Annotated in this window: 21 protein-coding genes; 9 read left to right on the top strand and 12 right to left on the bottom strand. The window is 74.9% G+C overall.

Annotated features, from left to right (window positions below; genetic code table 11):
* The first annotated feature begins 7 nt into the window (after window positions 1-7).
* Together Ae717Ps2_RS15550 and Ae717Ps2_RS15545 are read left to right on the top strand one after the other, a co-directional pair.
* Window positions 8-1225 carry a CaiB/BaiF CoA-transferase family protein gene (locus Ae717Ps2_RS15550; protein WP_075306915.1) on the top strand — a complete coding sequence of 406 codons (1218 nt, stop codon included), beginning with the start codon at window positions 8-10 and terminating at the stop codon, window positions 1223-1225.
* The gene (locus tag Ae717Ps2_RS15545) at window positions 1222-2151 is read left to right on the top strand and encodes a hydroxymethylglutaryl-CoA lyase (protein ID WP_198932192.1); all 930 of its coding nucleotides are present in this window, start codon (window positions 1222-1224) and stop codon (window positions 2149-2151) included. Before Ae717Ps2_RS15550 ends, Ae717Ps2_RS15545 begins: the two co-directional genes overlap by 4 nt.
* A gap of 19 nt (window positions 2152-2170) precedes the next feature.
* On the opposite strand, the gene Ae717Ps2_RS15540 is transcribed toward Ae717Ps2_RS15545, so the two are convergent.
* Window positions 2171-2938, bottom strand: coding sequence for an IclR family transcriptional regulator (locus tag Ae717Ps2_RS15540; protein WP_020627902.1), 768 nt, complete (start codon window positions 2936-2938; stop codon window positions 2171-2173).
* The gene (xylB, locus tag Ae717Ps2_RS15535; RefSeq protein ID WP_020627901.1) at window positions 2935-4341 is read right to left on the bottom strand and encodes a xylulokinase; all 1407 of its coding nucleotides are present in this window, start codon (window positions 4339-4341) and stop codon (window positions 2935-2937) included. The genes Ae717Ps2_RS15540 and xylB overlap by 4 nt, the downstream gene beginning before the upstream one ends.
* Window positions 4342-4413: 72 nt before the next feature.
* Between xylB and Ae717Ps2_RS15530 the strand changes: the two genes are divergently transcribed.
* From Ae717Ps2_RS15530 to Ae717Ps2_RS15520, 3 genes are read left to right on the top strand one after another with little or no spacing between them, the layout of a single operon-like run.
* Entirely contained in the window at window positions 4414-4611 is a 198-nt protein-coding gene (locus tag Ae717Ps2_RS15530) for a hypothetical protein (RefSeq protein WP_020627900.1), read from the top strand.
* Between the two features lies 1 nt (window position 4612).
* Window positions 4613-5371 (top strand): SDR family NAD(P)-dependent oxidoreductase, encoded by a 759-nt coding sequence (locus Ae717Ps2_RS15525; RefSeq protein ID WP_075306913.1) that lies wholly within the window; start codon window positions 4613-4615, stop codon window positions 5369-5371.
* A complete protein-coding gene (locus tag Ae717Ps2_RS15520) occupies window positions 5368-6429 on the top strand; it encodes a phosphotransferase family protein (protein ID WP_233147574.1) in 1062 nt (353 codons plus the stop codon). Before Ae717Ps2_RS15525 ends, Ae717Ps2_RS15520 begins: the two co-directional genes overlap by 4 nt.
* On the opposite strand, the gene Ae717Ps2_RS15515 is transcribed toward Ae717Ps2_RS15520, so the two are convergent.
* The gene (locus Ae717Ps2_RS15515; RefSeq protein WP_075333542.1) at window positions 6416-7894 is read right to left on the bottom strand and encodes a cytochrome P450; all 1479 of its coding nucleotides are present in this window, start codon (window positions 7892-7894) and stop codon (window positions 6416-6418) included. The two genes, Ae717Ps2_RS15520 and Ae717Ps2_RS15515, sit on opposite strands and share 14 nt — an antisense overlap.
* Window positions 7895-7994: 100 nt before the next feature.
* Here Ae717Ps2_RS15515 and Ae717Ps2_RS15510 point away from each other — a divergent pair, with 100 nt between their 5' ends.
* Window positions 7995-8576, top strand: coding sequence for a TetR family transcriptional regulator (locus Ae717Ps2_RS15510; RefSeq protein ID WP_158071502.1), 582 nt, complete (start codon window positions 7995-7997; stop codon window positions 8574-8576).
* Between the two features lie 26 nt (window positions 8577-8602).
* Here Ae717Ps2_RS15510 and Ae717Ps2_RS15505 read toward each other — a convergent pair whose 3' ends face one another.
* A complete protein-coding gene (locus Ae717Ps2_RS15505) occupies window positions 8603-9514 on the bottom strand; it encodes a LysR family transcriptional regulator (protein WP_075306907.1) in 912 nt (303 codons plus the stop codon).
* 89 nt (window positions 9515-9603) lie between these two features.
* Here Ae717Ps2_RS15505 and Ae717Ps2_RS15500 point away from each other — a divergent pair, with 89 nt between their 5' ends.
* Both Ae717Ps2_RS15500 and Ae717Ps2_RS15495 read left to right on the top strand, forming a co-directional pair.
* The gene (locus Ae717Ps2_RS15500) at window positions 9604-10398 is read left to right on the top strand and encodes an alpha/beta fold hydrolase (protein WP_075334283.1); all 795 of its coding nucleotides are present in this window, start codon (window positions 9604-9606) and stop codon (window positions 10396-10398) included.
* 10 nt (window positions 10399-10408) lie between these two features.
* Window positions 10409-10945: a hypothetical protein gene (locus Ae717Ps2_RS15495; RefSeq protein WP_075306905.1), complete on the top strand. Its 537-nt coding sequence runs from the start codon at window positions 10409-10411 to the stop codon at window positions 10943-10945.
* 107 nt (window positions 10946-11052) lie between these two features.
* On the opposite strand, the gene Ae717Ps2_RS15490 is transcribed toward Ae717Ps2_RS15495, so the two are convergent.
* The 8 genes from Ae717Ps2_RS15490 to Ae717Ps2_RS15455 form a co-directional block, all read right to left on the bottom strand.
* A complete protein-coding gene (locus Ae717Ps2_RS15490) occupies window positions 11053-11721 on the bottom strand; it encodes a GntR family transcriptional regulator (RefSeq protein WP_075306903.1) in 669 nt (222 codons plus the stop codon).
* Window positions 11722-11776: 55 nt separating this feature from the next.
* The gene (locus Ae717Ps2_RS15485) at window positions 11777-13387 is read right to left on the bottom strand and encodes an ABC transporter ATP-binding protein (protein ID WP_075333541.1); all 1611 of its coding nucleotides are present in this window, start codon (window positions 13385-13387) and stop codon (window positions 11777-11779) included.
* Window positions 13384-14259 (bottom strand): ABC transporter permease, encoded by an 876-nt coding sequence (locus Ae717Ps2_RS39115; RefSeq protein ID WP_075306899.1) that lies wholly within the window; start codon window positions 14257-14259, stop codon window positions 13384-13386. The genes Ae717Ps2_RS15485 and Ae717Ps2_RS39115 overlap by 4 nt, the downstream gene beginning before the upstream one ends.
* Window positions 14256-15212 carry an ABC transporter permease gene (locus Ae717Ps2_RS15475; protein WP_020627889.1) on the bottom strand — a complete coding sequence of 319 codons (957 nt, stop codon included), beginning with the start codon at window positions 15210-15212 and terminating at the stop codon, window positions 14256-14258. Before Ae717Ps2_RS15475 ends, Ae717Ps2_RS39115 begins: the two co-directional genes overlap by 4 nt.
* Window positions 15212-16843 carry an ABC transporter substrate-binding protein gene (locus tag Ae717Ps2_RS15470; protein WP_075306897.1) on the bottom strand — a complete coding sequence of 544 codons (1632 nt, stop codon included), beginning with the start codon at window positions 16841-16843 and terminating at the stop codon, window positions 15212-15214. Before Ae717Ps2_RS15470 ends, Ae717Ps2_RS15475 begins: the two co-directional genes overlap by 1 nt.
* Before the next feature lie 115 nt (window positions 16844-16958).
* Window positions 16959-17609 (bottom strand): LUD domain-containing protein, encoded by a 651-nt coding sequence (locus tag Ae717Ps2_RS15465; RefSeq protein ID WP_020627887.1) that lies wholly within the window; start codon window positions 17607-17609, stop codon window positions 16959-16961.
* Entirely contained in the window at window positions 17606-19189 is a 1584-nt protein-coding gene (locus Ae717Ps2_RS15460) for a lactate utilization protein B (protein WP_170917052.1), read from the bottom strand. Before Ae717Ps2_RS15460 ends, Ae717Ps2_RS15465 begins: the two co-directional genes overlap by 4 nt.
* Window positions 19186-20025: a (Fe-S)-binding protein gene (locus Ae717Ps2_RS15455; protein WP_020627885.1), complete on the bottom strand. Its 840-nt coding sequence runs from the start codon at window positions 20023-20025 to the stop codon at window positions 19186-19188. Before Ae717Ps2_RS15455 ends, Ae717Ps2_RS15460 begins: the two co-directional genes overlap by 4 nt.
* 86 nt (window positions 20026-20111) lie before the next feature.
* Here Ae717Ps2_RS15455 and Ae717Ps2_RS15450 point away from each other — a divergent pair, with 86 nt between their 5' ends.
* Entirely contained in the window at window positions 20112-20798 is a 687-nt protein-coding gene (locus Ae717Ps2_RS15450; RefSeq protein ID WP_075306895.1) for a FadR/GntR family transcriptional regulator, read from the top strand.
* Window positions 20799-20810: the final 12 nt, after the last annotated feature.

The following is a 20810-nucleotide window of genomic DNA, read 5'->3' as shown; positions in this document are numbered from 1 at the left end:
GAGAGTCGTGTCGCAACTTCCGCTGTCCGGGGTCCGGGTGCTCGAGCTCGGCAACTACATCGCCGCCCCCACCGCCGGACGCCTGCTCGCCGACTTCGGCGCCGAGGTGATCAAGGTCGAGCGCCCCGGGACGGGCGACGAGGTCCGCAACTGGCGGCTCTACGCCGGGGACACCTCGATGCTGTACCGGACGCTGAACCGCAACAAGCGCTCGGTCACCCTCGACATGCGCTCGGCCGCGGGGAAGCAGGCGGTACTGGACCTGGCCGCCCGCTCCGACGTGGTGCTGGAGAACTTCCGGCCCGGCACGCTGGAGCGCTGGGGACTGGGCCCGGCCGAGCTCGACGCCGTCAACCCCGACGTCGTGCTCGTGCGGATCTCCGCGTTCGGGCAGACCGGGCCGCTGTCGTCGCGGCCGGGGTTCGCCGCGGTCGCCGAGGCGATGGGCGGGCTGCGCGCGCTGGTCGGGGAGGCCGACCGGCCGCCGTCGCGGACGGGGGTGTCGATCGGGGACTCGATCGCCGGGCTCTACGGTGCGTTCTCCGCGATGATGGGCCTCTACCAGCGCGAGAGCCGCGCCGACCGGCCCGCGCTGGACCGGCGCTGCATGGACGTCGCGCTCAACGAGGCCGTGTTCTCGATGATGGAGTCGCTCGTCCCCGACCACCTCGCCTACGGCGTCGAGCGGCGTCGGGTCGGCGGGCGGATGGAGGGCATCGCGCCGTCCAACGCCTACGTCTGCGCCTGCGGTGGAAGCGTCGTCGTCGCCGGCAACGGCGACTCCATCTTCGGCCGGCTCATGACCGTCATCGGCCGCGCCGACCTCGGGACGGACCCGGAGCTGGCCACCAACGCCGGCCGCTGGACGCGCCGCGACGAGCTCGACGGCGCCATCGAGGCCTGGACCCGCTCGCTGCCCCGCGACGAGGTCCTCGCGAAGCTGGAGGAGGCCGGGGTCCCGGCCGGGCCGATCCACTCCGCCGCCGACATCGTCGCCGACGAGCAGTTCCGCGCCCGCGACATGGTCCAGTACTTCGACGTCGACACCGGCGGCGACGCGCCCGCCCGCGTCGGGTTCCCCGGCATCGTGCCGGTGCTGGGCGACCGCTCGGTGCCGGTCCGCTCGGTCGGGCCCGACCTGGGCGCCGACACGCACGACGTGCTCGGGGGTCTGCTCGGGTACACCCCGGACACGATCCGGGCCGCATCGGGGGAGGACGCATGAGCACCGACGGGATCGTCCTGCGGGACGTCACGCTGCGCGACGGGCTACAGCTCACCGGCAAACCGCTGCCCACCGACCGCAAGGTCGAGCTGGTCCGCGCGCTGCTCGGGGCGGGCGTGCCGGAGCTGGAGATCGGGTCGCTGGCCCGCGGTGACCTGGTGCCGCCGCTGGCCGACACCCTCGACGTCGTCGCCGCGCTCACGCCGGAGGAGCTGGAGCGCTGCTGGGTGTGGGTGGCGACGCCGCGGCACGTGCAGAAGGCGGTGGCGGCCGGCGCGCGCAACGTCCAGTACTGCTTCTCCGTGTCCGACGCGCACAACAACGCCAACGTCGGCCGTGACACCGCCGTCTCCCTCGACGCGATGCCGCAGGCCGTCGAGTACGCGCGCGCCGCGGGCGGACGCATCCAGCTGTGCCTGGCGACCGCGTTCACCTGCCCGTTCGACGGGCCCGTCGACCCGGACCGGGTGCTCGGGATCGTCGCCGACCCGCGCACCGCGGGCTCCTGCGACGTCGTCGTCTGCGACACGCTCGGGCAGGCGAGCCCGGCCGAGGTCGGGTCGCTGGTCGGGCGCGTCGCGGCGGTCGCCGACGGCCGCCGCGTCGCCTTCCACGGCCACGACACCTGGGGCCAGGGCGTCGCGAACGCCCTCGCCGCCGTGCAGAACGGCGCGACCGTCCTCGACGGCGCGCTGGGCGGCCTCGGTGGCTGCCCGTTCGCGCCCGGGGCCAGTGGCAACACCGCCAGCGAGGACCTGCTGTTCGCGCTGCGCCCGGACTGGCTGACCCCCGCCGTGCTGGCCGGGCTCGTGACGTGGTCGGAGGACCTGCTCGCCGAGCTGGGGGAGCCGATGCGCTCGGCGACCGCGCGCGGCGTCCGCTCGAACGCCCTGGCGTTCCCCTGGACGGCGGGGCCCCGCGGCTGAGCCCCCGGCGCGCACCGGGTCAGCCCGGCGGGCGCCCGCCGAGGGTCCGGGTGAGCCGCTCGGCGGCGCCGACCAGCAGGTCCACGCACTTCTCGCACTCCGAGCGGCCGAACCGGATGGTCGGTCCGCTGATCGTGAGCGCCGCCGCGACCTCGCCTGCGTGGTCGAAGACGGGAGCGGAGAGCCCGGAGCCGCCGTCGTCGCGCTCGGCGACGGTGATCGCGAACCCGTCGCGACGGGTGTCGGCGAGCAGCTCGCGCAGCCGCTGCGGGCTGGTCACGGTGTGGTCGGTGAGGGGCTCCAGGGGACCGGCGAGCACCTGCTCGGCCAGCTCGGGGGCCCAGGCCAGCAGCACCCGCCCGGCCGAGCCGGTGTGCAGCGGCACGATCCGCCCGACGTGCATCTCCCGGCGCAGCGCGTGCCGCGTCTCGGCGACGGCGACGCACACTCGGTGCCCGCCCTCGGCCCGGAACAGCGCCGCCGTCTCCCCGGTGGTGTCGCGCAGCTCGCGCAGCAGTGGCCCGGCGAGCTCGAGCAGGTCGACCCCGCGGGCCGCGGCTCCGGCCCAGTAGGCCATCCGGATCCCGATCCGGACCCGGTCCCCGACCCGGTCCAGCAGGCCCTCGGCGACCATGTTGGACACCAGGCGCTGCACCGTCGAGGTCGGGATGCCGGTCGCCTGCTGGATCTCGCCCAGCCCGAGCACCGGGCGCTGCAGGGTGAACGCGTCCAGGATGTCGGTGATCTTGCCGAGGACCAGGAGCCGCTTCGGGCCCTCGGTGGTCATGCCGCGACCCGGTCCAGGAACGCCCCCGCCGCCTCGCGGTAGCGCTCCCACGCCGCCGGAGCGGGCTCGGCCTCGTAGCGCGCCGGTTCGGCCCCGGCGCTCCACGACGGCGGGGTCGCCCCGCCGCGCAGTGCCCACGCGGCCTGCCGGGCGGCGCCGTCGGCCACGTACTCGCCGGGTTCGGGCACCCGGACCGGCACCTCGAACACCTGCGCGGCGATCCGGCAGACCGCCTCGGAGCGGGCCGCCCCGCCGACCAGCGTCACCCCGGACACGGTTACGCCCTGCTCGCGCAGCGCCTCCAGCCCGACCCGCTGCGCGGACAGCATGCCCTCGATCGCGGCCCGGGCCAGGTTCTCCCGGGTCCCCGACGCCAGCGTCCAGCCGTGCAGCGCGCCGGTCGCGTCGGGCAGGTTCGGGGTCCGCTCGCCCTCCAGGTAGGGCACCACGACCAGCCCGCCCGCGCCCGGCTCGGCGGCGAGCGCGAGGCGGCCCAGCTCGTCGTGGTCCACCCCGAGGAACCGCCGGGTCGCATCCAGCACCCGGGAGGCGTTGAGCGTGCACACCAGCGGGAGGTAGGCGCCGGTGGCGTCGGAGAACCCGGCCACGATCCCGGACGGGTCCTGGGCGCGGCGCTCCGAGCGGGCGAACACCGTGCCGGAGGTGCCCAGCGAGACGACGACGTCCCCACCGGCGTCGACCCCCAGCCCGGCGGCCGCGTTGTCGCCCGCCCCGGCGGCGACCCGGATCCCGCCCGGCCCGTCGACGGACTCGGCCGGGCCGAGCAGCCGCGGCAGCGTCGGTGTCGACCCGAAGAACCGTTCGAGCAGTTCGGGGCGGTAGTCGACGCCGTCGAACCAGCCGGTGCCCGAGGCGTCGGACCGGTCGGTGACCAGCTCGTCGAGCCCCGCGCCGCCGGGGACGCCGCCACCGCGGAGCCGCCAGGTCAGCCAGTCGTGGGGCAGGCACACCGCCGCGGTCCGGGCGGCGTTCTCGGGCTCGTGGCCGGCGAGCCAGCGCAGCTTGGCCAGGGTGATCGAGGCGACCGGGACGACGCCGGTCGTCTCCGCCCACTGCTGCGCGCCGAACTCCTCGACGAGCTCGCCGGCGGCCGCCGCCGAGCGGGTGTCGTTCCACAGCAGCGCGTCGCGCACGACCTCGCCGCGCTCGTCGAGGCAGACCATGCCGTGCTGCTGGCCCGCGACCGACACCGCGGCGACGCCGTCGAGGCCGCCCGCGTCGTCGATCGCGGCCTGCAGCGCCTCCCACCAGAGCCGGGGCGCGATCTCCGTGCCGTCCGGGTGCGCGGCGCGCCCGGACCGGACGAGCTCGCCGGTGTCGGCGTCGCGGACGACGACCTTGCAGGACTGGGTGGACGAGTCCACCCCGAGCACCAGTGCCATGGGCCCCAGCCTGCCATCGTCGGCGCGGCGCGGCGGGAGACAGGCGGGGCGGATCGGTGCCAGGGTGGTCCCATGAGCGACGAGCAATGGTTCTACTGCCTCAAGCACGGCACCGTGGAGACCGCCGACGGCTGCCGGTCCGCCGACCGGCTCGGCCCGTACCCGGACCGGGCCACCGCGGCCCGCGCGCTGGAGATCGCCAGGGAGCGCACCGAGTCCGAGGACCGCAAGGACCGGGAGTGGAACGCCGGGAGCTCCGGGGCGTCCTGACATGAGCGGCACGACGGAGGGCGGCCGGGTCGTCGTCGTCACCGGCGGGAGCCGGGGGATCGGACGGGCGGCCTGCGCGGCGTACGCGGCCCGCGGGGACACGGTCGTCGTCGCCAGCCGACGGGCCGAGGCGTGCACCGCACTGGCCGCGGAGCTGACCGCGCTGCACGGCGTCCCGGCGCTCGGCGTCGGCTGCCACGTGGGCCGCTGGGCGGACTGCGACGACCTGGTGGACCGGGTGCTCGCCGAGTACGGCCGGGTCGACGTGCTGGTGAACAACGCCGGCATGTCCCCGCTCTACGGGTCGCTCACCGAGGTCACCGAGGAGCTGTTCGACAAGGTCCTCGCGGTGAACCTGCGCGGCGCCTACCGGCTCGGGGCCCGCTGCGGGGAGCTCATGGCCGCGGCGGGCGGCGGCGCGATCGTGAACGTCTCCTCGGTCGCGGCGGTGATGCCCGGCCCCGGGGAGCTGCCCTACGCGCTGGCCAAGGCCGGGCTCAACGCGCTGACCGTCGGGCTGGCCCGCGCGTACGCGCCGTCGGTGCGGGTCAACACGGTGATGCCCGGTCCGGTCCGGACCGACATCGCCGAGCACTGGACCGAGGAGTTCCGTGCCCACGTCGCCGGCACCGTGCCCGCCGGACGGGTCGGGGAGGCGGCCGAGGTCGTCGGCGCGATCCTGTACCTGACCGGCCCGGACGCCGGGTACACCACCGGCGCGACGATCAAGGTCGACGGCGGCATGGCGTGGTCGACGTGAGCCCCGCGGACCCGTCGGGTGTGGTCGACCGGACCGCGCTCGCGGCCTGGCTGCGCGGACAGGGGTTCGGCGACTGGTCCGGCGAGCTGGAACCGGTCGGCGGCGGCACCCAGAACGTGGTGCTGCGCACCGTCGTCGACGGCAGACCGCTGGTCCTGCGCTCGTCGCCGGTGCACCCGCGGCCGGGGTCGGCCCGCACCATCGCCCGCGAGATCACCGTGCTCGGCGCGCTGCGCGGCACCGACGTGCCGCACCCGGAGCTCGTCGCCGCCTGCACCGACACCGACGTGCTCGGCAGGCCGTTCTACCTGATGACCGACGTGGACGGCGTCAACCCCGGCGAGCGGGTCTCGCCCGAGCAGGCCGCGACCCCGGCGCTGCGGCACGGCGCGGTGCTCGACGTGGCCCGGGCCGCGGCCAGGCTCGGCCGCCTCGACCCGGCCGCGGTCGGGCTGGACGGGCTGCGCCGCCCCGGTCCGTTCCTGGAACGGCAGGTGCCGCGCTGGACCGCGCAGCTCGCGTCCTACTCCGAGGTGCCCGGCTACGACCCCGGCGACCTGCCCGACGTGGCCGTCGCCGCGGACTGGCTGACCCGCCACCGCCCGCCCGAGCCGGAACCGGGCGTCGCACACGGGGACCTGCACCTGAACAACGTGCTGCTGGACCGCACCCGGCCGCGGGTGGCCGCACTCGTCGACTGGGAGATGTGCACCGTCGGCGACCCGCTGCTCGACCTCGGCTGGCTGCTGGTCACCTGGCCGGTCGACCCGGTCGGGTTCGGCGCGGGGACCGCGCTCGCCGGGCACGGCGGTCTCCCCACCCGGGCCGAGCTCGTCGCCGCCTACACCGACGCGGGCGGCCGCGACACCACCGACATCACCTGGTACGCGGGGCTGGCCGCGTTCAAGCTGGGCGTCGTGCTGGAGGGCACCTGGGCACGGGTCGCCGCGGGCGAGGCGGACCGCGCGGTGGGGGAGCGGCTGCACGCCGCGGCCGTCGCGCTGCTGGAGCTGGCCGTGCGGATCGCCCGCGACGAGTGGGCCGTCAGCGCGGGGTGAGCCGCACCGGGATCCCGCCCACCGGCACCGGCAGCGAGGTGTTGTCCCAGCGCAACCGGTAGGACGGCTCGACGGTCCACCGGTACCGGCGCAGCATCTCGTGCAGGATGGCGGTGACCTCGAGGGTCCCGAAGTGCAGTCCGATGCACTTGTGCACCCCGCCGCCGAACGGGATCCACGCGTCGCGGTCGGAGCGGTCCTCGCGCCGGTCGGGCCCGAACCGCTCGGGGTCGAAGTGCTCCGGGTCGGTCCAGCAGGAGCGGTCGTAGTGGTTCACCGCCTGCGCGACGACGACCCGCGTCCCGGCCGGGACGTGGTGCCCGGCCACCGCGGTGTCCTTCACCGCCGTCCGCATGACCACCGGGACCGGTGCGTCGAGCCGCAGCGCCTCCCGGATCACCAGGTCCAGCGACGTCAGCTCGCGCAGCTCGGCCACGGTCGGGACGCGGTCCCCGATCCGCTCGGCGAGCGCGTCGGACTCGGCGCGGCAGCGTTCCTGCCAGACCGGGTTGCGGGCGAGGTGGTGCGCCGCCGAGGCCGTGGTGGTGGTGGAGGTGTCGTGGGCGGCCATCATCAGGAAGATCATGTGGTTGACGACGTCGTCGTCGGAGAACGCCTCGCCGTCGTCGGTGCGGGCGTGGCACAGCGCCGAGAACAGGTCGGTGCCCTCGCCCGCGCGCTTGGCCGCCAGGTTCTCCCGGAACCAGTTCTCCAGCACGACCCGTCCGCGCAGCCCGCGCCGCCAGCGGGTCCCGGGCAGGTCCTTGCGGACGAAGGAGTTCGCCGCCCGGACGCAGTCGACGAACGCCCGGTTCACCGCCTCCGCAGTGTGCATGCTCGTTCCGCCTGCGCTGCTCTCGGCGGCTCCCGAGCGGGCGTCCATGAACACCGCCTGCGCGACGTCCAGGGTGAGCCGCTTGAGCGCCGGGTAGAGCCGCAGCCGCTCCGGCCAGGTCGGCAGCACCTCGCGCACGACCGGGGTGGTCGCGGCGACGTAGCGGGAGATCCGGTCCGCGGTGAACGCCTCCTGCATGATCCGCCGGTGCGCGCGGTGCTCGTCGAAGTCGAGCAGCATCAGGCCGCGGTGGAAGAACGCGTCGACCGTCGCGCGCCACCCCTCCTGGGAGAACGCCTTGTCCCGGTTGGTGAGCACCTCCCGGGTCGCGGCCGGGCCGGTCACGACGATCGCCCGGCCGTTGGGGGTGCGCATCCACCAGACCGGGCCGAGCGCCTCGGAGCGGGCCCGGGTGAAGCGGTGCCCGAACCGGACGTAGGTCAGGGCGTGGCCGAGGACGGGCAGCCCGTCGTCGCCGGGCACCTCGCGCAGCCCCTCGGGTGCCGGGCCGAACGCCGCGGGGCGCCGGCCTCGCACCGCACCGGTCAGCAGCGACCGGTCGACCGCCTCGGGCGCGGGCAGGGTGAGGACGGACGACCAGCGCTCACGCGCCTGCTGCACCAGCTTCACGGGCTTGCTCCTCGGACGTCGACGGCGGTGTCCCGGCCGAAGTTAGACACTTCTGACGAAACTGTCCAGACGATGGACGGGCCGTGCGATGATGTCGGCCATGAGCGAGCGGCGGACGATGGCGCGGCGAGCCCGCGACGAGCTGCGCGGCGAGGTGCTCGACGTCGCCGAACGCCTCGCGGTCGCGGGGGAACGCCCGTCGATGCCCGAGCTCGCCCGCCGGGTCGGGGTCAGCCGGCAGACCCTCTACAGCGAGTTCGGCGACCGCGACGGGCTCGCCGCCGCCCTGGTGCTGCGGGCCACCGACCGGTTCCTCGACCGGATCGAGGCCGCCCTCGACGGCGAGACCGACCTGCACGCGGCCTGGGTCGCCGCCGTCGGCGCCGCGCTCACCGAGGGGGCCGAGAACCCGCTGCTCAAGGCCCTGCTCAGCGGCGACGCGGCGGTCCCGTCCGCGTTCGGCACCGACTCCGGCCCGATCATCGCGGCCGCGGCCGAGCGGTCCGCCGGATACCTGCGCCGGGTCCGGCCCGGGGCCCGCGAGCACGACGTGCGGCTCGCCGCGGAGACCGCCGCCCGGCTCACGGTCAGCCACCTGGTGCTCCCCGCGGGCCCGGCGTCGCGCTCGGCGGAGGACATCGCGACCGTGGTGGTGCGGACGCTCGGCGACGACGGGGTGTGAGCTCGTGGGAGGTCGTCCCGCCCCGGTCACGGCGTGGCAGGCGTGCCGCCGGCCTCCCCGGCGGCGTGCCGGACCAGACGGATCAGCCGGCCGGCGGCGACGGACGGGGGCCGGTCGCGTGCGGTGATCAGGGAGACGACGAACTCGGGATGTGGTGAGAGGTCGAGGAGCCGACGGCGGACCGGCTCGGGCGCCGAGGACGGCGCGATCAGTGCCAGCCCGAGCCCCGCGCGGACCAGTTCGGCGACGGTGGCGACGTCTCCCACCTCGATGACCACCTCGCGTGCGACACCGTGGGCGGCGAGGACCCGGTCGACGCTCTCCCGGCTGCCCCAGCCGGGAGGGACGTCGATGAACGACTCGCCGCGGAGCTCGGTGAGGGGCACACGCTCACGACCGGAGAGCCGGTGCCCGGGCGGGCAGGCGAGCCGGATCGGTTCCCGGAACAGCTCGTGCGCCTCGATCGCCGGTGGGCACGCCGTGGGATCGACCGCGGCGAGCGCGAGGTCGAGGCGGTGCTCACGCACACCACGCACGAGCCCGGCGGTCCCGTCGGGTGCGGTGCCGGGGCGGATCGTCACCCGGGGCCACTGCTGGTGGAAGCGCTGGAGCAGCGCCGCCAGGTCGACACCGGGCAGGGCGTGCATGATCCCGACGGTGACAGTGCCGCGGATCCCCCCGGTCACCTCCTCGACGGCGTCGCGGGCGGAGGCGGCCGCGGCCAGCGTGGTGCGGGCGGGCGCGACCAGGGCCGCGCCCGCGTCGGTGAGCGCGACCCGGCGGGTGGTCCGCTCGAACAGCACCGCGCCCAGGTCACGTTCGAGCGCCCGGACCGCGACCGAGACCGCCGACTGCACGAGGTGCACGGACTCGGCGGCGGCGGTGAAGCTCCCGGTGTCGGCGACCGCAAGGAAGATCTCGAGCTGGCGCAGCTCCACGGCGCTCCCCGATCCATGAATCCGATGAATAGGTCTCAGGAGAACCTATCGTTGGACGTGATCGGTGTCCGCAGGTGACAGTCGTCGTCGTGGACGACAGCACCTTCTCGACGCGGACCGTCAACCTGGTCCGCACCGGCCCCCGCGGCGGCACCCCGCTGGTCCTCCTGCACTCGGCCGGGCTGGATCTGACCTACTGGGATCGTCAGATCGCGGCCCTGGCGCCCGACCGGGACGTCGTCGCGGTCGACCTGCCCGGCCACGGGCGGACCACCGGCGGCCCCGGCGACTGGCAGCTCGATCGCGCGGTCGGGTTCGTGCGCCGAGTGCTGGCGAGTCTGGAGGCCGACCGGGTCCACCTGGTCGGGCTGTCACTGGGCGGGATGCTCGCCCAGGCCACCGCCGTCGCGGACCCGGGCATCACGGCCTCGTTGACGTTGATCGACACGGCGGCCTCGTTCTCCGACGCCGGCCGCGCGGCGATGCGGGCCCGGGCCGCGCAGGCGCGGACGGAGGGCATGGCGGCGGTGCTGGAGGGGCTGTTCGGGCACTGGTTCACCGCCGACACCCGCGCCCGGCGCCCGGACCTGGTCGAGCGCGCCACCCGCACGCTGCTCGCCCAGGACCCGCAGGTGCATGCCGCGATGTGGGAGATGATCGCCGGCTTCGAGCTCGCGGCCGACCTCCCCCGGATCGGGTGCCCGACGATGGTCGTGGTCGGGGAGCACGACTCCAGCTCGCCGGTCTCCGCGGCCCGGCAGCTGCGCGACACCATCCCGGACGCCCGGCTGCGCGTGGTGCCCGCCGCCGCCCACCTCGCACCGTTGGAGAAGCCCGACACCGTCACCCGCCACCTGGTCGGGTTCCTCGACCAGGTCGCCTGAGGAACCCGCGATGGCCCGCATCCCGCTGCCCGAGCCCGCCGACATGGACCCCCGTCACCGCGCCCAGTACGAACGGTTCCCCTCGAACCTCACCCGGACCCTGACCCTCATGGACTCCCGGCTGTCCGAGGCCCTGCCGGAGACGGCCAACGCGCTGCGCGCCTCCGCGCTGGCTCCCGCCTGGCGCGAAGGGGTCATCCTGCGCGTCGCCGCCCTCACCGGCAGTGCCTACGAACGGTGGCAGCACCTGGACCAGGCGCGTCAGCACTGGTCGGACGAGCAGATCGCCGTCATCGAGACCACCGCGGGGGCCGACCGGTCGGTGCTGCCCACCGGGTTCGCCCGCCTGCTCGACCTGGTCGACCTGCTCGTCCCCGGCCTCCCGGTCCCCGCCGACGTCCTCGCCGCCGTACGCCGGATCCTCGACGACCGCGACCTGGTCACCGTCATCGTCCTGGTCGGGCACTACCTCACCGTCGCCCGGCTCACCACCGTCCTCGGCGTCGACCTGGACCCTGCCCCGGACACCTGGACCCACGAACACTGACCCTCAGCCCGGCCCGACGGTCCGCGGCAGGTCCGCACGCCGGCCCACGCCGGCGAGGCCGATCGGCACTGTCCGGTGCCGGGGAGGCCGACGGCTCGACGACCCGCTCAGCCCACCCCGCGGTGATGGCGCTCGGCGCGTTCGACGTGTGCCCGGGCCAGGGCCCCCGCCGACGCCGGATCACCCGCCGCGATCGCCGCGAGGATGCCCCGGTGCTCGGCCCACGACCGCGGACCGGCCACGGACACCCCCATCGCGTAGATCCATTCGATCCGGTCGGAGACGTGCCGCAGCAGCGACGGCAGCGACGCCGACCCGCTGTGCTCGGCGATGGCGAGGTGGAAGCGCGTGTTGAGCTCCGGCAGCCGTTCCGTCCGGCCGGACGCCAGCTCGGCCTCGCCCTCGGCGACGAGCAGCCCCAGCAGGTCCACCACCGCGTCCTCGCCCCCGGCCACCCGCGCCGCGCAGCGGGCCGCGGCGATCTCCTCGATGGTGCCGCGCACGGCGAACAGGTCCTCGGCGTCGGCGTCGTCGATCGTGGCGACGGTGGCACCCTGGTTCGGACGGACCTCGACGAAACCCTGGACGGCGAGCGTGCGCAGCGCCTCGCGCACCGGGACGCGCGAGACCCGGTAGCGCTCGCACAGCCGGGCCTCGGTCAGCCGCTCGCCCTGGGCGAGCACCCCGGTCACGATGTCCGCCCGCAGCGCCGCGAGTACCCGCCGCGCCTTGCCGTCGGCCGAGCCGTACCGGTTACCGCCGTCCTGCCCGTCCACCCGGACCCACCTCCTCGCCGCCGGTGCAGTGTGGACGCACGTCCCCGTCCGGTCGTCAGGGGGTGGCGCCGACGTCGCGCCCGGGGATCGCGGCGAGCAGCTCGCGGGTGTAGTCCTGCGCGGGGGTGTCGACCACGCGTGCGGTCGGGCCCTGCTCGACCACGGCGCCCGCGCGCAGCACCACGACGCGGTGGGCGACCTGGCGCACGACCGCGAGATCGTGGGTGATGAACAGCAACGAGACCCCCAGGTCGCGTTGCAGGCCGGTCAGCAGCTCCAGGATCTGCTCCTGCACCAGCACGTCCAGGGCGGAGACGGCCTCGTCGCACACGACGAGCTGCGGCCGGGCGGCCAGCGCCCTGGCGATCGCGACCCGCTGCCGCTGGCCGCCGGACAGCTCGTCCGGGCGACGTGCTGTCACCCCCGACGGCAGGGCCACCTGGTCCAGGAGCTCGGCGACCCGGTCGCGCCGCGACGCGGTGTCCCCGATCCGCAGCACCCGCAAGGGCTCGTCGACGATCCGGGCGACCGTGGACGTGGGGTCCAGCGAGCCGTAGGGGTCCTGGAACACCGGCTGCATGGTGCGGCGCACCATCGCCCGGTCCCGTCGTGACGAGCGGAACGGATCGGTCCCCGCCACGGTCACGGTGCCCGCCGTCGGCCGGTCCAGCCCGAGGACGATCCGCGCGGTCGTCGTCTTGCCCGACCCGGACTCCCCGACGAGGGCGGTGGTGGTGCCGGCGTCGACGGTGAACGACACGTCGTCGACGGCGCGGACCCGTTCACGGGAGCCGCGCACCCGGAACTCGCGGACCAGGCCGGTCACCTCGAGCACCGGTCGCGGCGGCGCGGGTGGCTCGGCGGCGCGGGACCCACCGCCGATCGCGGGTGCCGCGGCGACCAGACGGCGGGTGTAGTCGTCGTCGGGCCGGGTCAGGATGCGCTCGGCCGGCCCGGTCTCGACGACGTGGCCCTCGTGCATGACCACCACCCGGTCGGCGCGCTCGGCGGCCAGCGCGAGGTCGTGGGTGATGAGCAGCATCGCCGTGCCGCGGGCGTCGGTCAGCCCGGCGAGGTGGTCGAGGATCCGCCGCTGCACCGTGACGTCGAGGGCCGAGGTCGGCTCGTCGGCCAGCAGCAGGTCCGGCTCCGCGGCGAGCGCCATCGCGATCAGCACCCGCTGCCGCATGCCTCCCGAGAACTCGTGCGGGTACTGCCGCGCCCGGCGCGCGGGATCCGGGATCCCGGCCTCGGCCATCAGCTCCACGGCCCGGTCCCGCGCCGCCCGGCCGCGCGCCAGCCGGTGGGTCGTCAGGGCCTCGGCGATCTGCGCCCCGACCCGGTGCACCGGGTTCAGGTTGGACATGGGGTCCTGCGGGACGAGACCGATCCGCGCCCCGCGCAGTGCCCGCAGCCGGGCCTCCCCGGCGGTGGTGAGGTCCTCGCCGTCGAAGAGGATCCGCCCGCCGGTCACCCGCCCGGTCCCCGGCAGCAGGCCGAGCGCGGCCGCCGCGGCCGTCGACTTCCCGGACCCGGACCCGCCGACCACGGCGACCTTCTCCCCGCGACCGACCGCGAGGCCGACCCCGTGCAGCACGTCGGTGACGATGCCGCGGGAGTCGGCGTAACCCACCCGCAGACCGCGCAGCTCCAGCAGCGCGCTCACTGTCGTGCCCCCGGGGACAGGGCGTCGCGCAGCGCGTCGCCGACGAGGTTGAACGCCAGGCAGATCAGCAGGATCGCGAGGCCGGGGAACACCGCCGACCACGGAGCCCGGTAGAGGTACTGCTGGGCGTCGGACAGCATGATGCCCAGGCTCGGTTCCGGTGGCTGGATCCCGAGGCCGAGAAACGACAGCAGCGCCTCGCCGATCACCGCCACCGGCATGATCACGGTCGCCTGCACGATCACCGAGGACGCCGCGTTGGGCAGGACGTGGGTCAGCAGGACCCGCGGGCCCGAGGCGTTCATCGTCTTCGCCGCCAGCACGAACTCCCGTTCCCGCAGCCGCAGCGTCTCCGCGCGCACGACGCGGATCATCGTCGGCACCTGTGCCACACCGAGCGCGATCGCCGCGCCGCTCAGGCTCGCGCCGTGGATCGCGGCCAGTCCCACCGCGACGATCAGGAACGGGAACGCCAGGGTCAGGTCGGTCAGCCTCGACACCACGACGTCGGCCGCCCGCCACCATCCGGCGGCGAGCCCCAGCGGCGTGCCCACCAGCACGGCCAGCGCGACGGCGAGCAGTCCCACCTGCAACGACGCCCGGGTGCCGTACAGGATCCGGGACAGCACGTCGCGGCCCAGGTCGTCGGTGCCCAGCGGGAACCCGACGGTGCGCGGCAGCTGGAACGGGGTCTCGAAGTGCACCGCGCCGGGGGAGTGGGGCGCGAGGACCGGGGCGAGCAGCGCGGCCAGCACGACCAGGACGAGCAGCACCCCGCCGACGAGCCCGGAGCGGCTCCGCAGGAACGCGGCGAGCACCCGGCCGCCGGACGGCGCGGTCGGCTGGGGCCCGACGGGTTCGACGGCGGTCATCGCGACCTCCCCTCGACCCGGACCCGCGGGTCCACGACCGAGTAGAGGACGTCGACCGCCAGGTTGATGACGATGTAGGCGAGCGTCACGACGAGCACCACTCCCTGGATCACCGGGTAGTCCCGGGTGAAGACCGAGTCGAGCGTGAGCTTCCCGAAGCCGGGCAGCCCGAAGATCCGCTCGGTGACGACGGCGCCGGACACGAGCCCGCCCAGCTGCAGGCCGACGATCGTCAGGACCACGAGCAGGCTGTTGCGCAGGGCGTGCCGCAGCACCACGGCGCCACGGGACACTCCCTTCGCCCGCGCGGTGCGCACGAAGTCGGCGGTCAGGGTGTCCACCATGGATGCACGGGTCTGGCGCATCACGATGGCGGCGAGCCCCGTCCCGAGGATCAGCGCGGGCAGGGTGAGGTGCCACAGCGCGCGCAGCGGGTCCTCGGTGACGGCGACGTAGCCCGAGGCGGGGAACAGCCCGAGCCCGACCGCGAGGTAGAGGATCGCCAGCAGTCCGAGCCAGAAGTTCGGCACCGACAGCGAGACCAGCGACAGCCCGCTGACGGCCGCGTCCACCCCGCGTCCGCGGTACACCGCGGCCAGCGTCCCGGCGGCCATCCCGGCGACGACGGCGACGACGATCGCGTACAGCGACAGCCACGCCGTGACCGGCAGTGTCGCGGCGATCAGCTCGGTCACCGGCGTCCCGGTCCGGGTCGACTCGCCCAGGTCCCCGGTCAGCGCGCTGCCCAGGAACCGCAGGTACTGCTCGACCAGCGACCCGTCCAGGCCGAGCCGGTCGCGGATCGCGGCGACGGTCTCCGGTGTCGCCTCCTCCCCGGCCAGCGCCAGCGCCGGGTCGCCGGGCAGCGCCCGGACGCCGGCGAACACGACCACCGAGGCCAGCAGCAGGGTGACCAGGCCCTGCCCGGCCCGCACCGCCAGGTAGCGCAGCATCAGCCCACCTCGCCGTCGACGAACGCGGCCCGGCTCAGCCGCACGACGCCGTCGGCGAAGGTCTGCACGCCGACGACGTCCGCGGAGTGCGCCGTGAGGTTCCGCAGGCGGTACAGGTAGATGATCGGGTTGTCGCGCTGCACCCGTTCCACGACCTGTCCGTAGAGGGCCGCCCGGGCGGCCGGGTCGATCGTCGCCGCGGCCCGGCGGATCAGCTCGTCGACGCCTGCGTCGGAGTAGCCGGAGTAGTTGCTGCCCGCCCCGGTGGTGAGGAACGAGGCGATGTTGCCGTGCGGGTCCACCCGGCCCGACCAGCCCAGCTGCAGCAGGTCGAAGTCGCCACGGTCCTGGACGTCGAGCAGCGTGGAGTACTCGACCGGCTCCACGGTGATCGCGAACCCGCCCTGGGCGACCGCGGCCTGCAGCGCCTGGGCCAGCCGCAGCGTGTCCGGGGAGTTGGAGACCTTCATCGTCACCGGGTACGGCACCGGGGCACCGGCACTGGCCAACAGCCTGCGGGACTCCTCCGGGTCGTAGGGCGGGCAGGCGTCGCTCGCCGGGCTCGCGTAGGTGCTCCCCGGCGGGATCGGCGAGCAGGCGGGCTCGTACCAGTTGTTGAACACCGCGTTGACCAGCACGGTCCGGTCCACCGACAGGGCGAGCGCCCGTCGCACGCGCGCGTCGCGCGCCAGTGGGGTGTCGATGCGCCCCGGCGGGTTCCCGGTGCCGGCGGTGTTGCCGATGTTGACCGTCATCGCCTGGTACCCGAGCGAGGGGATCTGCAGGACACGCACGTCGGTCTCGCGGGACAGCGCGTCGACGTCCTGCGGGGAGATCGTGTCGGCCACGTCGACGTCTCCGCTGCGCAGGTTCGCCGCCCGGATGTTGGCGTCGTTCATGATCCGGTAGGTGATCGAGTCCAGGTGGACCTCGTCGGCGGCGTAGTAGAGCGGGTCCCGCACGACGGTGATCGAGGTCTGCGGGATGCGCTCGGCGAAGCGGAACGGTCCGACGCAGACCGGGTCGGAGGAGAACTCGACGCCGGGCCGGGCCAGCGCGGTCGGGGACATGATCATGCCCGCACGGTCGGCCAACGACGCCGTCAGCGGCGCGAACGGTCGCTCGTAGCGGATCCGCACCGTGCGCGGTCCGGTCGCGTCGATGCCCGCGACGGGGCCGAGCTCGGAACGGCGGCTCGAGTCCGGCAGCGTGAGGTGGCGGCGCAGCGTGGTGACGACCGCGGCGGCGTCGAGCGGGGTGCCGTCGGCGAACCGGACCCCGTCCCGCACGGTGATCTCCACCGAGCGGCCGTCGGCGCTGACCGTCGGCAGCGCGGTCGCGAGCTGGAGGAGCACCGTGCCCTCGGCGTCGATGTCGTAGAGCTTCTCGCAGATCGAGCTCATGACGTAGCGCGTGTAGAGCGAGGACGACGTGGTCGGGTCCAGGCGGTCGGGTTCGTTGGACAGCCCCATGACCAGGTCACCGCCGTCGCGGACCGGGGTGCCGGGGGAGACGGCCGCGCCGGGGACCACCGGACGCGGTGGTGCCGGCAGTACCGGCTGCACGGCGATGCAGCCGGTCAGCAGCAGGGCACCGAGCAGCACCACCGCGAGTCGAACCGTTGTATACATTGCCGGCGACCGTACGGCCGTCCGGACGGCCGCGATAGCCCTTCCGGTGTCACGATCACGTTTCCGGATCCCCACCCCGACGCCGGGCCACCTGGCCGGTGGACCCGACGAGGGGTCAGTCCCCGACGATCACCACGTGCAGTGTCCGCGGCCCGTGCACGCCCTCGACCCGGTCCAGCTCGATGTCGCTGGTCGCGCTCGGTCCACTGATCCAGGTGTGCGGCCGCACCGGGTCCAGCGCCGCCACCGCCTCCGGCACCCCGGCCACGATCTGGTCGGCGCGGATCACGCAGACGTGCAGGTCGGGGACCAGGGTCGCGGCGCGGCGGCCCTGGCCCGGTCCGTGGTCGAGGATGATCGTGCCGGTCTCGGCGACGCCGATGGCGGCCGTCGACAGCACCCCGTCACACCGGTCCAGCTCGGCCACCGCGACGCCCGGCCCGTCGGTGACGACCTCGACGTCGGCGGGAACCAGCCCGGCCGGGAAGCCCGGTGGCACCAGGATCCGCAGCGGACCGGAGCCCGCGAGCGGGGTCCGGCCCGCCAGCGCGCCGGCGACCCGCGCCGCCGCGGTGTCCGGGCCCGCCCGCTCGACGACGGCGCGGTAGTCCGCGACCCGCTCGTCGAACAGGTCCACGACCTGCGCGTGCGACAGTGACCGGTCGGGCACCGGGCGGACCACCTCGACGTCGAGCACCGGCTCGACGTCGGGGACGTCGGACAGGGCCCGCCGGGCCTTCGCCAGGATCGCCTCGCGCGCGCTCATGTCCCGCCCCCGTCCCGGCCGCCGTCGGTGTCGTCGCTCCGGCTCCGATCGCCGTCGGTGTCGATGGTCCGGCTCCGGCCGCCGTCGGTGTTGATGGTCCGGCTCCGACCGCCGTCCGTCCGCTTCCACCACTCCCGGAACGACTCCTCCGCCGGCACCGGGACGTCGCGCGAGTCCGCCCACGGGCTCGCCGGACCGGGGACCGCGCCCAGCACGGTCCGCCCGCCGGGGGTGGTGCGTCCCAGCCGCGCGACCAGCCGACCCCCGAGCCCGGCCGCTTTCTCCGCCGCACCGGTCCGCGTCGCCGAGGACAGCGTCCACGACGCCGCCCGCATCGCGACGTCCTGCACCGAGGGCACCCGGCTCGCCCGCTGGTGCGCGTCGACGACCTCGGCGCGCAGGTGCACCAGCACCTCGGGGATGTCGATGCGGACCGGGCAGACCTCGAAGCACGCCCCGCACAGGCTGGAGGCGTAGGGCAGCGAGTCGGTCTGCGGGTCGCTGCCCACCCCGCGCAGCTGCGGGGTGAGGATCGCGCCGATCGGGCCCGGGTAGACCGAGCCGTAGGCGTGCCCGCCGGTGCGCTCGTAGACCGGGCACACGTTCAGGCAGGCCGAGCAGCGGATGCAGCGCAGCGCCTGCCGCCCGGTCGGGTCGGCGAGCACGTCGGTGCGGCCGTTGTCCAGCAGCACCACGTGCACCTCCTGCGGCCCGTCGCCGGGAGTGACCCCGGTCCAGGTGGAGGTGTAGGGGTTCATCCGCTCGCCGGTCGAGGACCGGGGCAGCAGCGCCAGCATCACGTCCAGGTCCTGGAAGGTGGGCAGGACCTTCTCGATCCCGACCACCGACACCAGCACCTCGGGCAGGGTCAGGCACATCCGGCCGTTGCCCTCGGACTCGACGACGGTGAGCGTCCCGGTCTCGGCGACGGCGAAGTTCGCTCCCGACACCGCCACCTTCGCCCGCAGGAACTTCTCCCGCAGGTGCTCCCGGGCGGCGGCGGCGAGGCGCTTCGGCTCGTCGGTCAGGTCCGCGGGCGCGGCGCGTCCGGCGCGGCCCATCTCGCGCAGGAAGATCTCCCGGATCTCCGCGCGGTTGCGGTGGATCGCCGGGACCAGGATGTGGCTGGGCAGGTCGTCGCCGAGCTGCACGATCAGCTCGGCCAGGTCGGTCTCCCAGGCATGGATGCCCGCGGCCTCCAGCGCCGAGTTGAGGTCGATCTCCTGGGTGGCCATCGACTTGACCTTCACGACCTCGTCGGTGCCGTGGCGCCGCGCGATGTCGACGACGACGGCGTTGGCCTCGGCGGCGTCACGCGCCCAGTGTACGGTGGCCCCGGCCGCGGTGAGTGAGCGTTCCAGCTGCTCCAGGTAGTCGGGCAGGTGCCGCAGCACCCGGTTCTTGATCGCCTCACCGGCCAGCCTCAGCTGCTCCCAGTCGTCGACCTCGCCGACGACGCCGGCCCGCTTGGTGCGGATGACCCCCGTCGCGTGCGCGAGGTTGCGGCGCAGCTGCGAGTCCTCCAGCGCGTGCTTCGCCGCGGTCGGGAACGACGGGGTGCCGAGGAAGGTGCCGCTCACCGGGCCACCCCTCCGGCGCGCAGTTCCGCGGAACGCGCATCGACACGGCTGCCGACGGAGCGCTCGTCGCCCGCCCGGTCGTCCCCGGCGACCACTGGCTCGGTCTGCGCCAGCACCTCGGCCAGGTGCATGACCCGCATCCCCGACCGCTGCCGCGACAGCAGCCCCCCGACGTGCATCAGACAGGAGTTGTCCCCGGCGACGAGCACCTCGGCGCCGGTCGACCGGACGTGGCGGGCCTTGTCATTGCCCATCGCGATCGAGGTCTCGGAGTTCTTCACCGCGAACGTCCCGCCGAACCCGCAGCACTCGGCCGCGCCCGGCAGGTCGAGCAGGGTCAGCCCGCGGACCGCGCGCAGCAGCCGGGTCGGCCGGTCGCCGACCCCGAGCATCCTCAGCGAGTGGCAGGTCGGGTGGTAGGTGACGCGGTGCGGGAAGTAGGCCCCGACGTCGACGACGCCGAGCACGTCGACCAGGTACTCGCTCAGCTCGTAGACCGGCGGTGCCGCCTCCACACCACGGACCAGGCCAGGATCGCCGGAGCGGCGCGCGACGAGGCCGTGCTGGTGGCGCACCGAACCCGCGCAGGAGCCGGACGGTGCGAGGACGGCGTCGTAGCCGGCGAAGGCGTCGAGGTGGTTGCGGACGAGCGGGACGGCCTCGTCGAGGTAGCCGGTGTTGACCATCGGTTGGCCGCAGCAGGTCTGGGCTGCGGGGAAGTCGACGTCGACGCCGAGCCGGCGCAGCAGGGACACGACGGCCCGGCCGGTGTCCGGGAACAGGGCGTCGTTCAGACACGTGACCATGAGGCCGACGCGGGGCGGTGGGATCGGCATGGCGCCTCCGGTGACGTGGTGGGACGGAGGGTGTGGTCCGACCAAGGTAACGGTATGGTCGGACCACACACAAGCAGGAGGACGACGTGCCTGTTCCCGCCGCCTACGAGATGGTGCTCGCCCACGTCGAGGAGCGCCTGACGAGCGGCGAGTGGCGCCCGGGGGACCGGCTCCCGCCGGAGCGCGAGCTCGCCGCGACGCTGGGTGCCTCCCGCCAGGCGGTCCGCGAGGCGCTGCGGGTGCTGCAGGCCCAGGGCGTGATCCGCTCGCAGGTGGGCACCGGCGCCGACTCCGGGACGGTCGTCGTGCCGGCCCCGGCGCGGGCGCTCGGCCGGGTCCTGGCCCTGCACCTGGCGGTGGACTCGTTCCCGGTCGACGACGTCACCGAGGCCCGGGTCATGCTCGAACGGTTCTCCGCCGGGCTCGCCGCGCGCCGGCGTTCGGCGTCGGACCTGCTGGAATGGGCGGCCGCGCTGGACGTCATGGACGCCGATCTCGATCCGGTCGCGTTCAGTGACGCCGACATCGCCTTCCACGTCGCCATCGCCGCGGCCGCCGGGAACCGGCTGGTGGGGGAGCTGACCCGGGCGATCCGGGAGTCGGTGCGCGGGATGTTGCTCGAGGCGATGCAGTCCCAGGGGGACTGGCCCGCACTGCGCGAGCGGCTGCGGGCCGAGCACCGGGAGATCCACGCGGCCCTCGCCGACGGCGACCCGACGCTGGCGGCGGACCGGATCGAGGCGCACATCCGCGCCTTCCACGGCCGGGTCTGACCTGCCCTACGC

The organism is Pseudonocardia sp. Ae717_Ps2 (assembly GCF_001932475.1).
GTDB lineage: Bacteria > Actinomycetota > Actinomycetes > Mycobacteriales > Pseudonocardiaceae > Pseudonocardia.
This window is presented reverse-complemented; position numbering and strand designations above follow the sequence as displayed.

What these genes read in the sequence shown, in the direction of transcription:
- Ae717Ps2_RS15545 (WP_198932192.1), top strand. Translation starts at nt 1,222, where the DNA reads ATGAGCACCGACGGGATCGTCCTGCGGGACGTCACGCTGCGCGACGGG.
- Ae717Ps2_RS15540 (WP_020627902.1), bottom strand. Translation starts at nt 2,938, where the DNA reads ATGACCACCGAGGGCCCGAAGCGGCTCCTGGTCCTCGGCAAGATCACC.
- xylB (WP_020627901.1), bottom strand. Translation starts at nt 4,341, where the DNA reads ATGGCACTGGTGCTCGGGGTGGACTCGTCCACCCAGTCCTGCAAGGTC.
- Ae717Ps2_RS15530 (WP_020627900.1), top strand. Translation starts at nt 4,414, where the DNA reads ATGAGCGACGAGCAATGGTTCTACTGCCTCAAGCACGGCACCGTGGAG.
- Ae717Ps2_RS15525 (WP_075306913.1), top strand. Translation starts at nt 4,613, where the DNA reads ATGAGCGGCACGACGGAGGGCGGCCGGGTCGTCGTCGTCACCGGCGGG.
- Ae717Ps2_RS15510 (WP_158071502.1), top strand. Translation starts at nt 7,995, where the DNA reads ATGAGCGAGCGGCGGACGATGGCGCGGCGAGCCCGCGACGAGCTGCGC.
- Ae717Ps2_RS15495 (WP_075306905.1), top strand. Translation starts at nt 10,409, where the DNA reads ATGGCCCGCATCCCGCTGCCCGAGCCCGCCGACATGGACCCCCGTCAC.
- Ae717Ps2_RS39115 (WP_075306899.1), bottom strand. Translation starts at nt 14,259, where the DNA reads ATGACCGCCGTCGAACCCGTCGGGCCCCAGCCGACCGCGCCGTCCGGC.
- Ae717Ps2_RS15475 (WP_020627889.1), bottom strand. Translation starts at nt 15,212, where the DNA reads ATGCTGCGCTACCTGGCGGTGCGGGCCGGGCAGGGCCTGGTCACCCTG.
- Ae717Ps2_RS15470 (WP_075306897.1), bottom strand. Translation starts at nt 16,843, where the DNA reads ATGTATACAACGGTTCGACTCGCGGTGGTGCTGCTCGGTGCCCTGCTG.
- Ae717Ps2_RS15465 (WP_020627887.1), bottom strand. Translation starts at nt 17,609, where the DNA reads ATGAGCGCGCGCGAGGCGATCCTGGCGAAGGCCCGGCGGGCCCTGTCC.
- Ae717Ps2_RS15455 (WP_020627885.1), bottom strand. Translation starts at nt 20,025, where the DNA reads ATGCCGATCCCACCGCCCCGCGTCGGCCTCATGGTCACGTGTCTGAAC.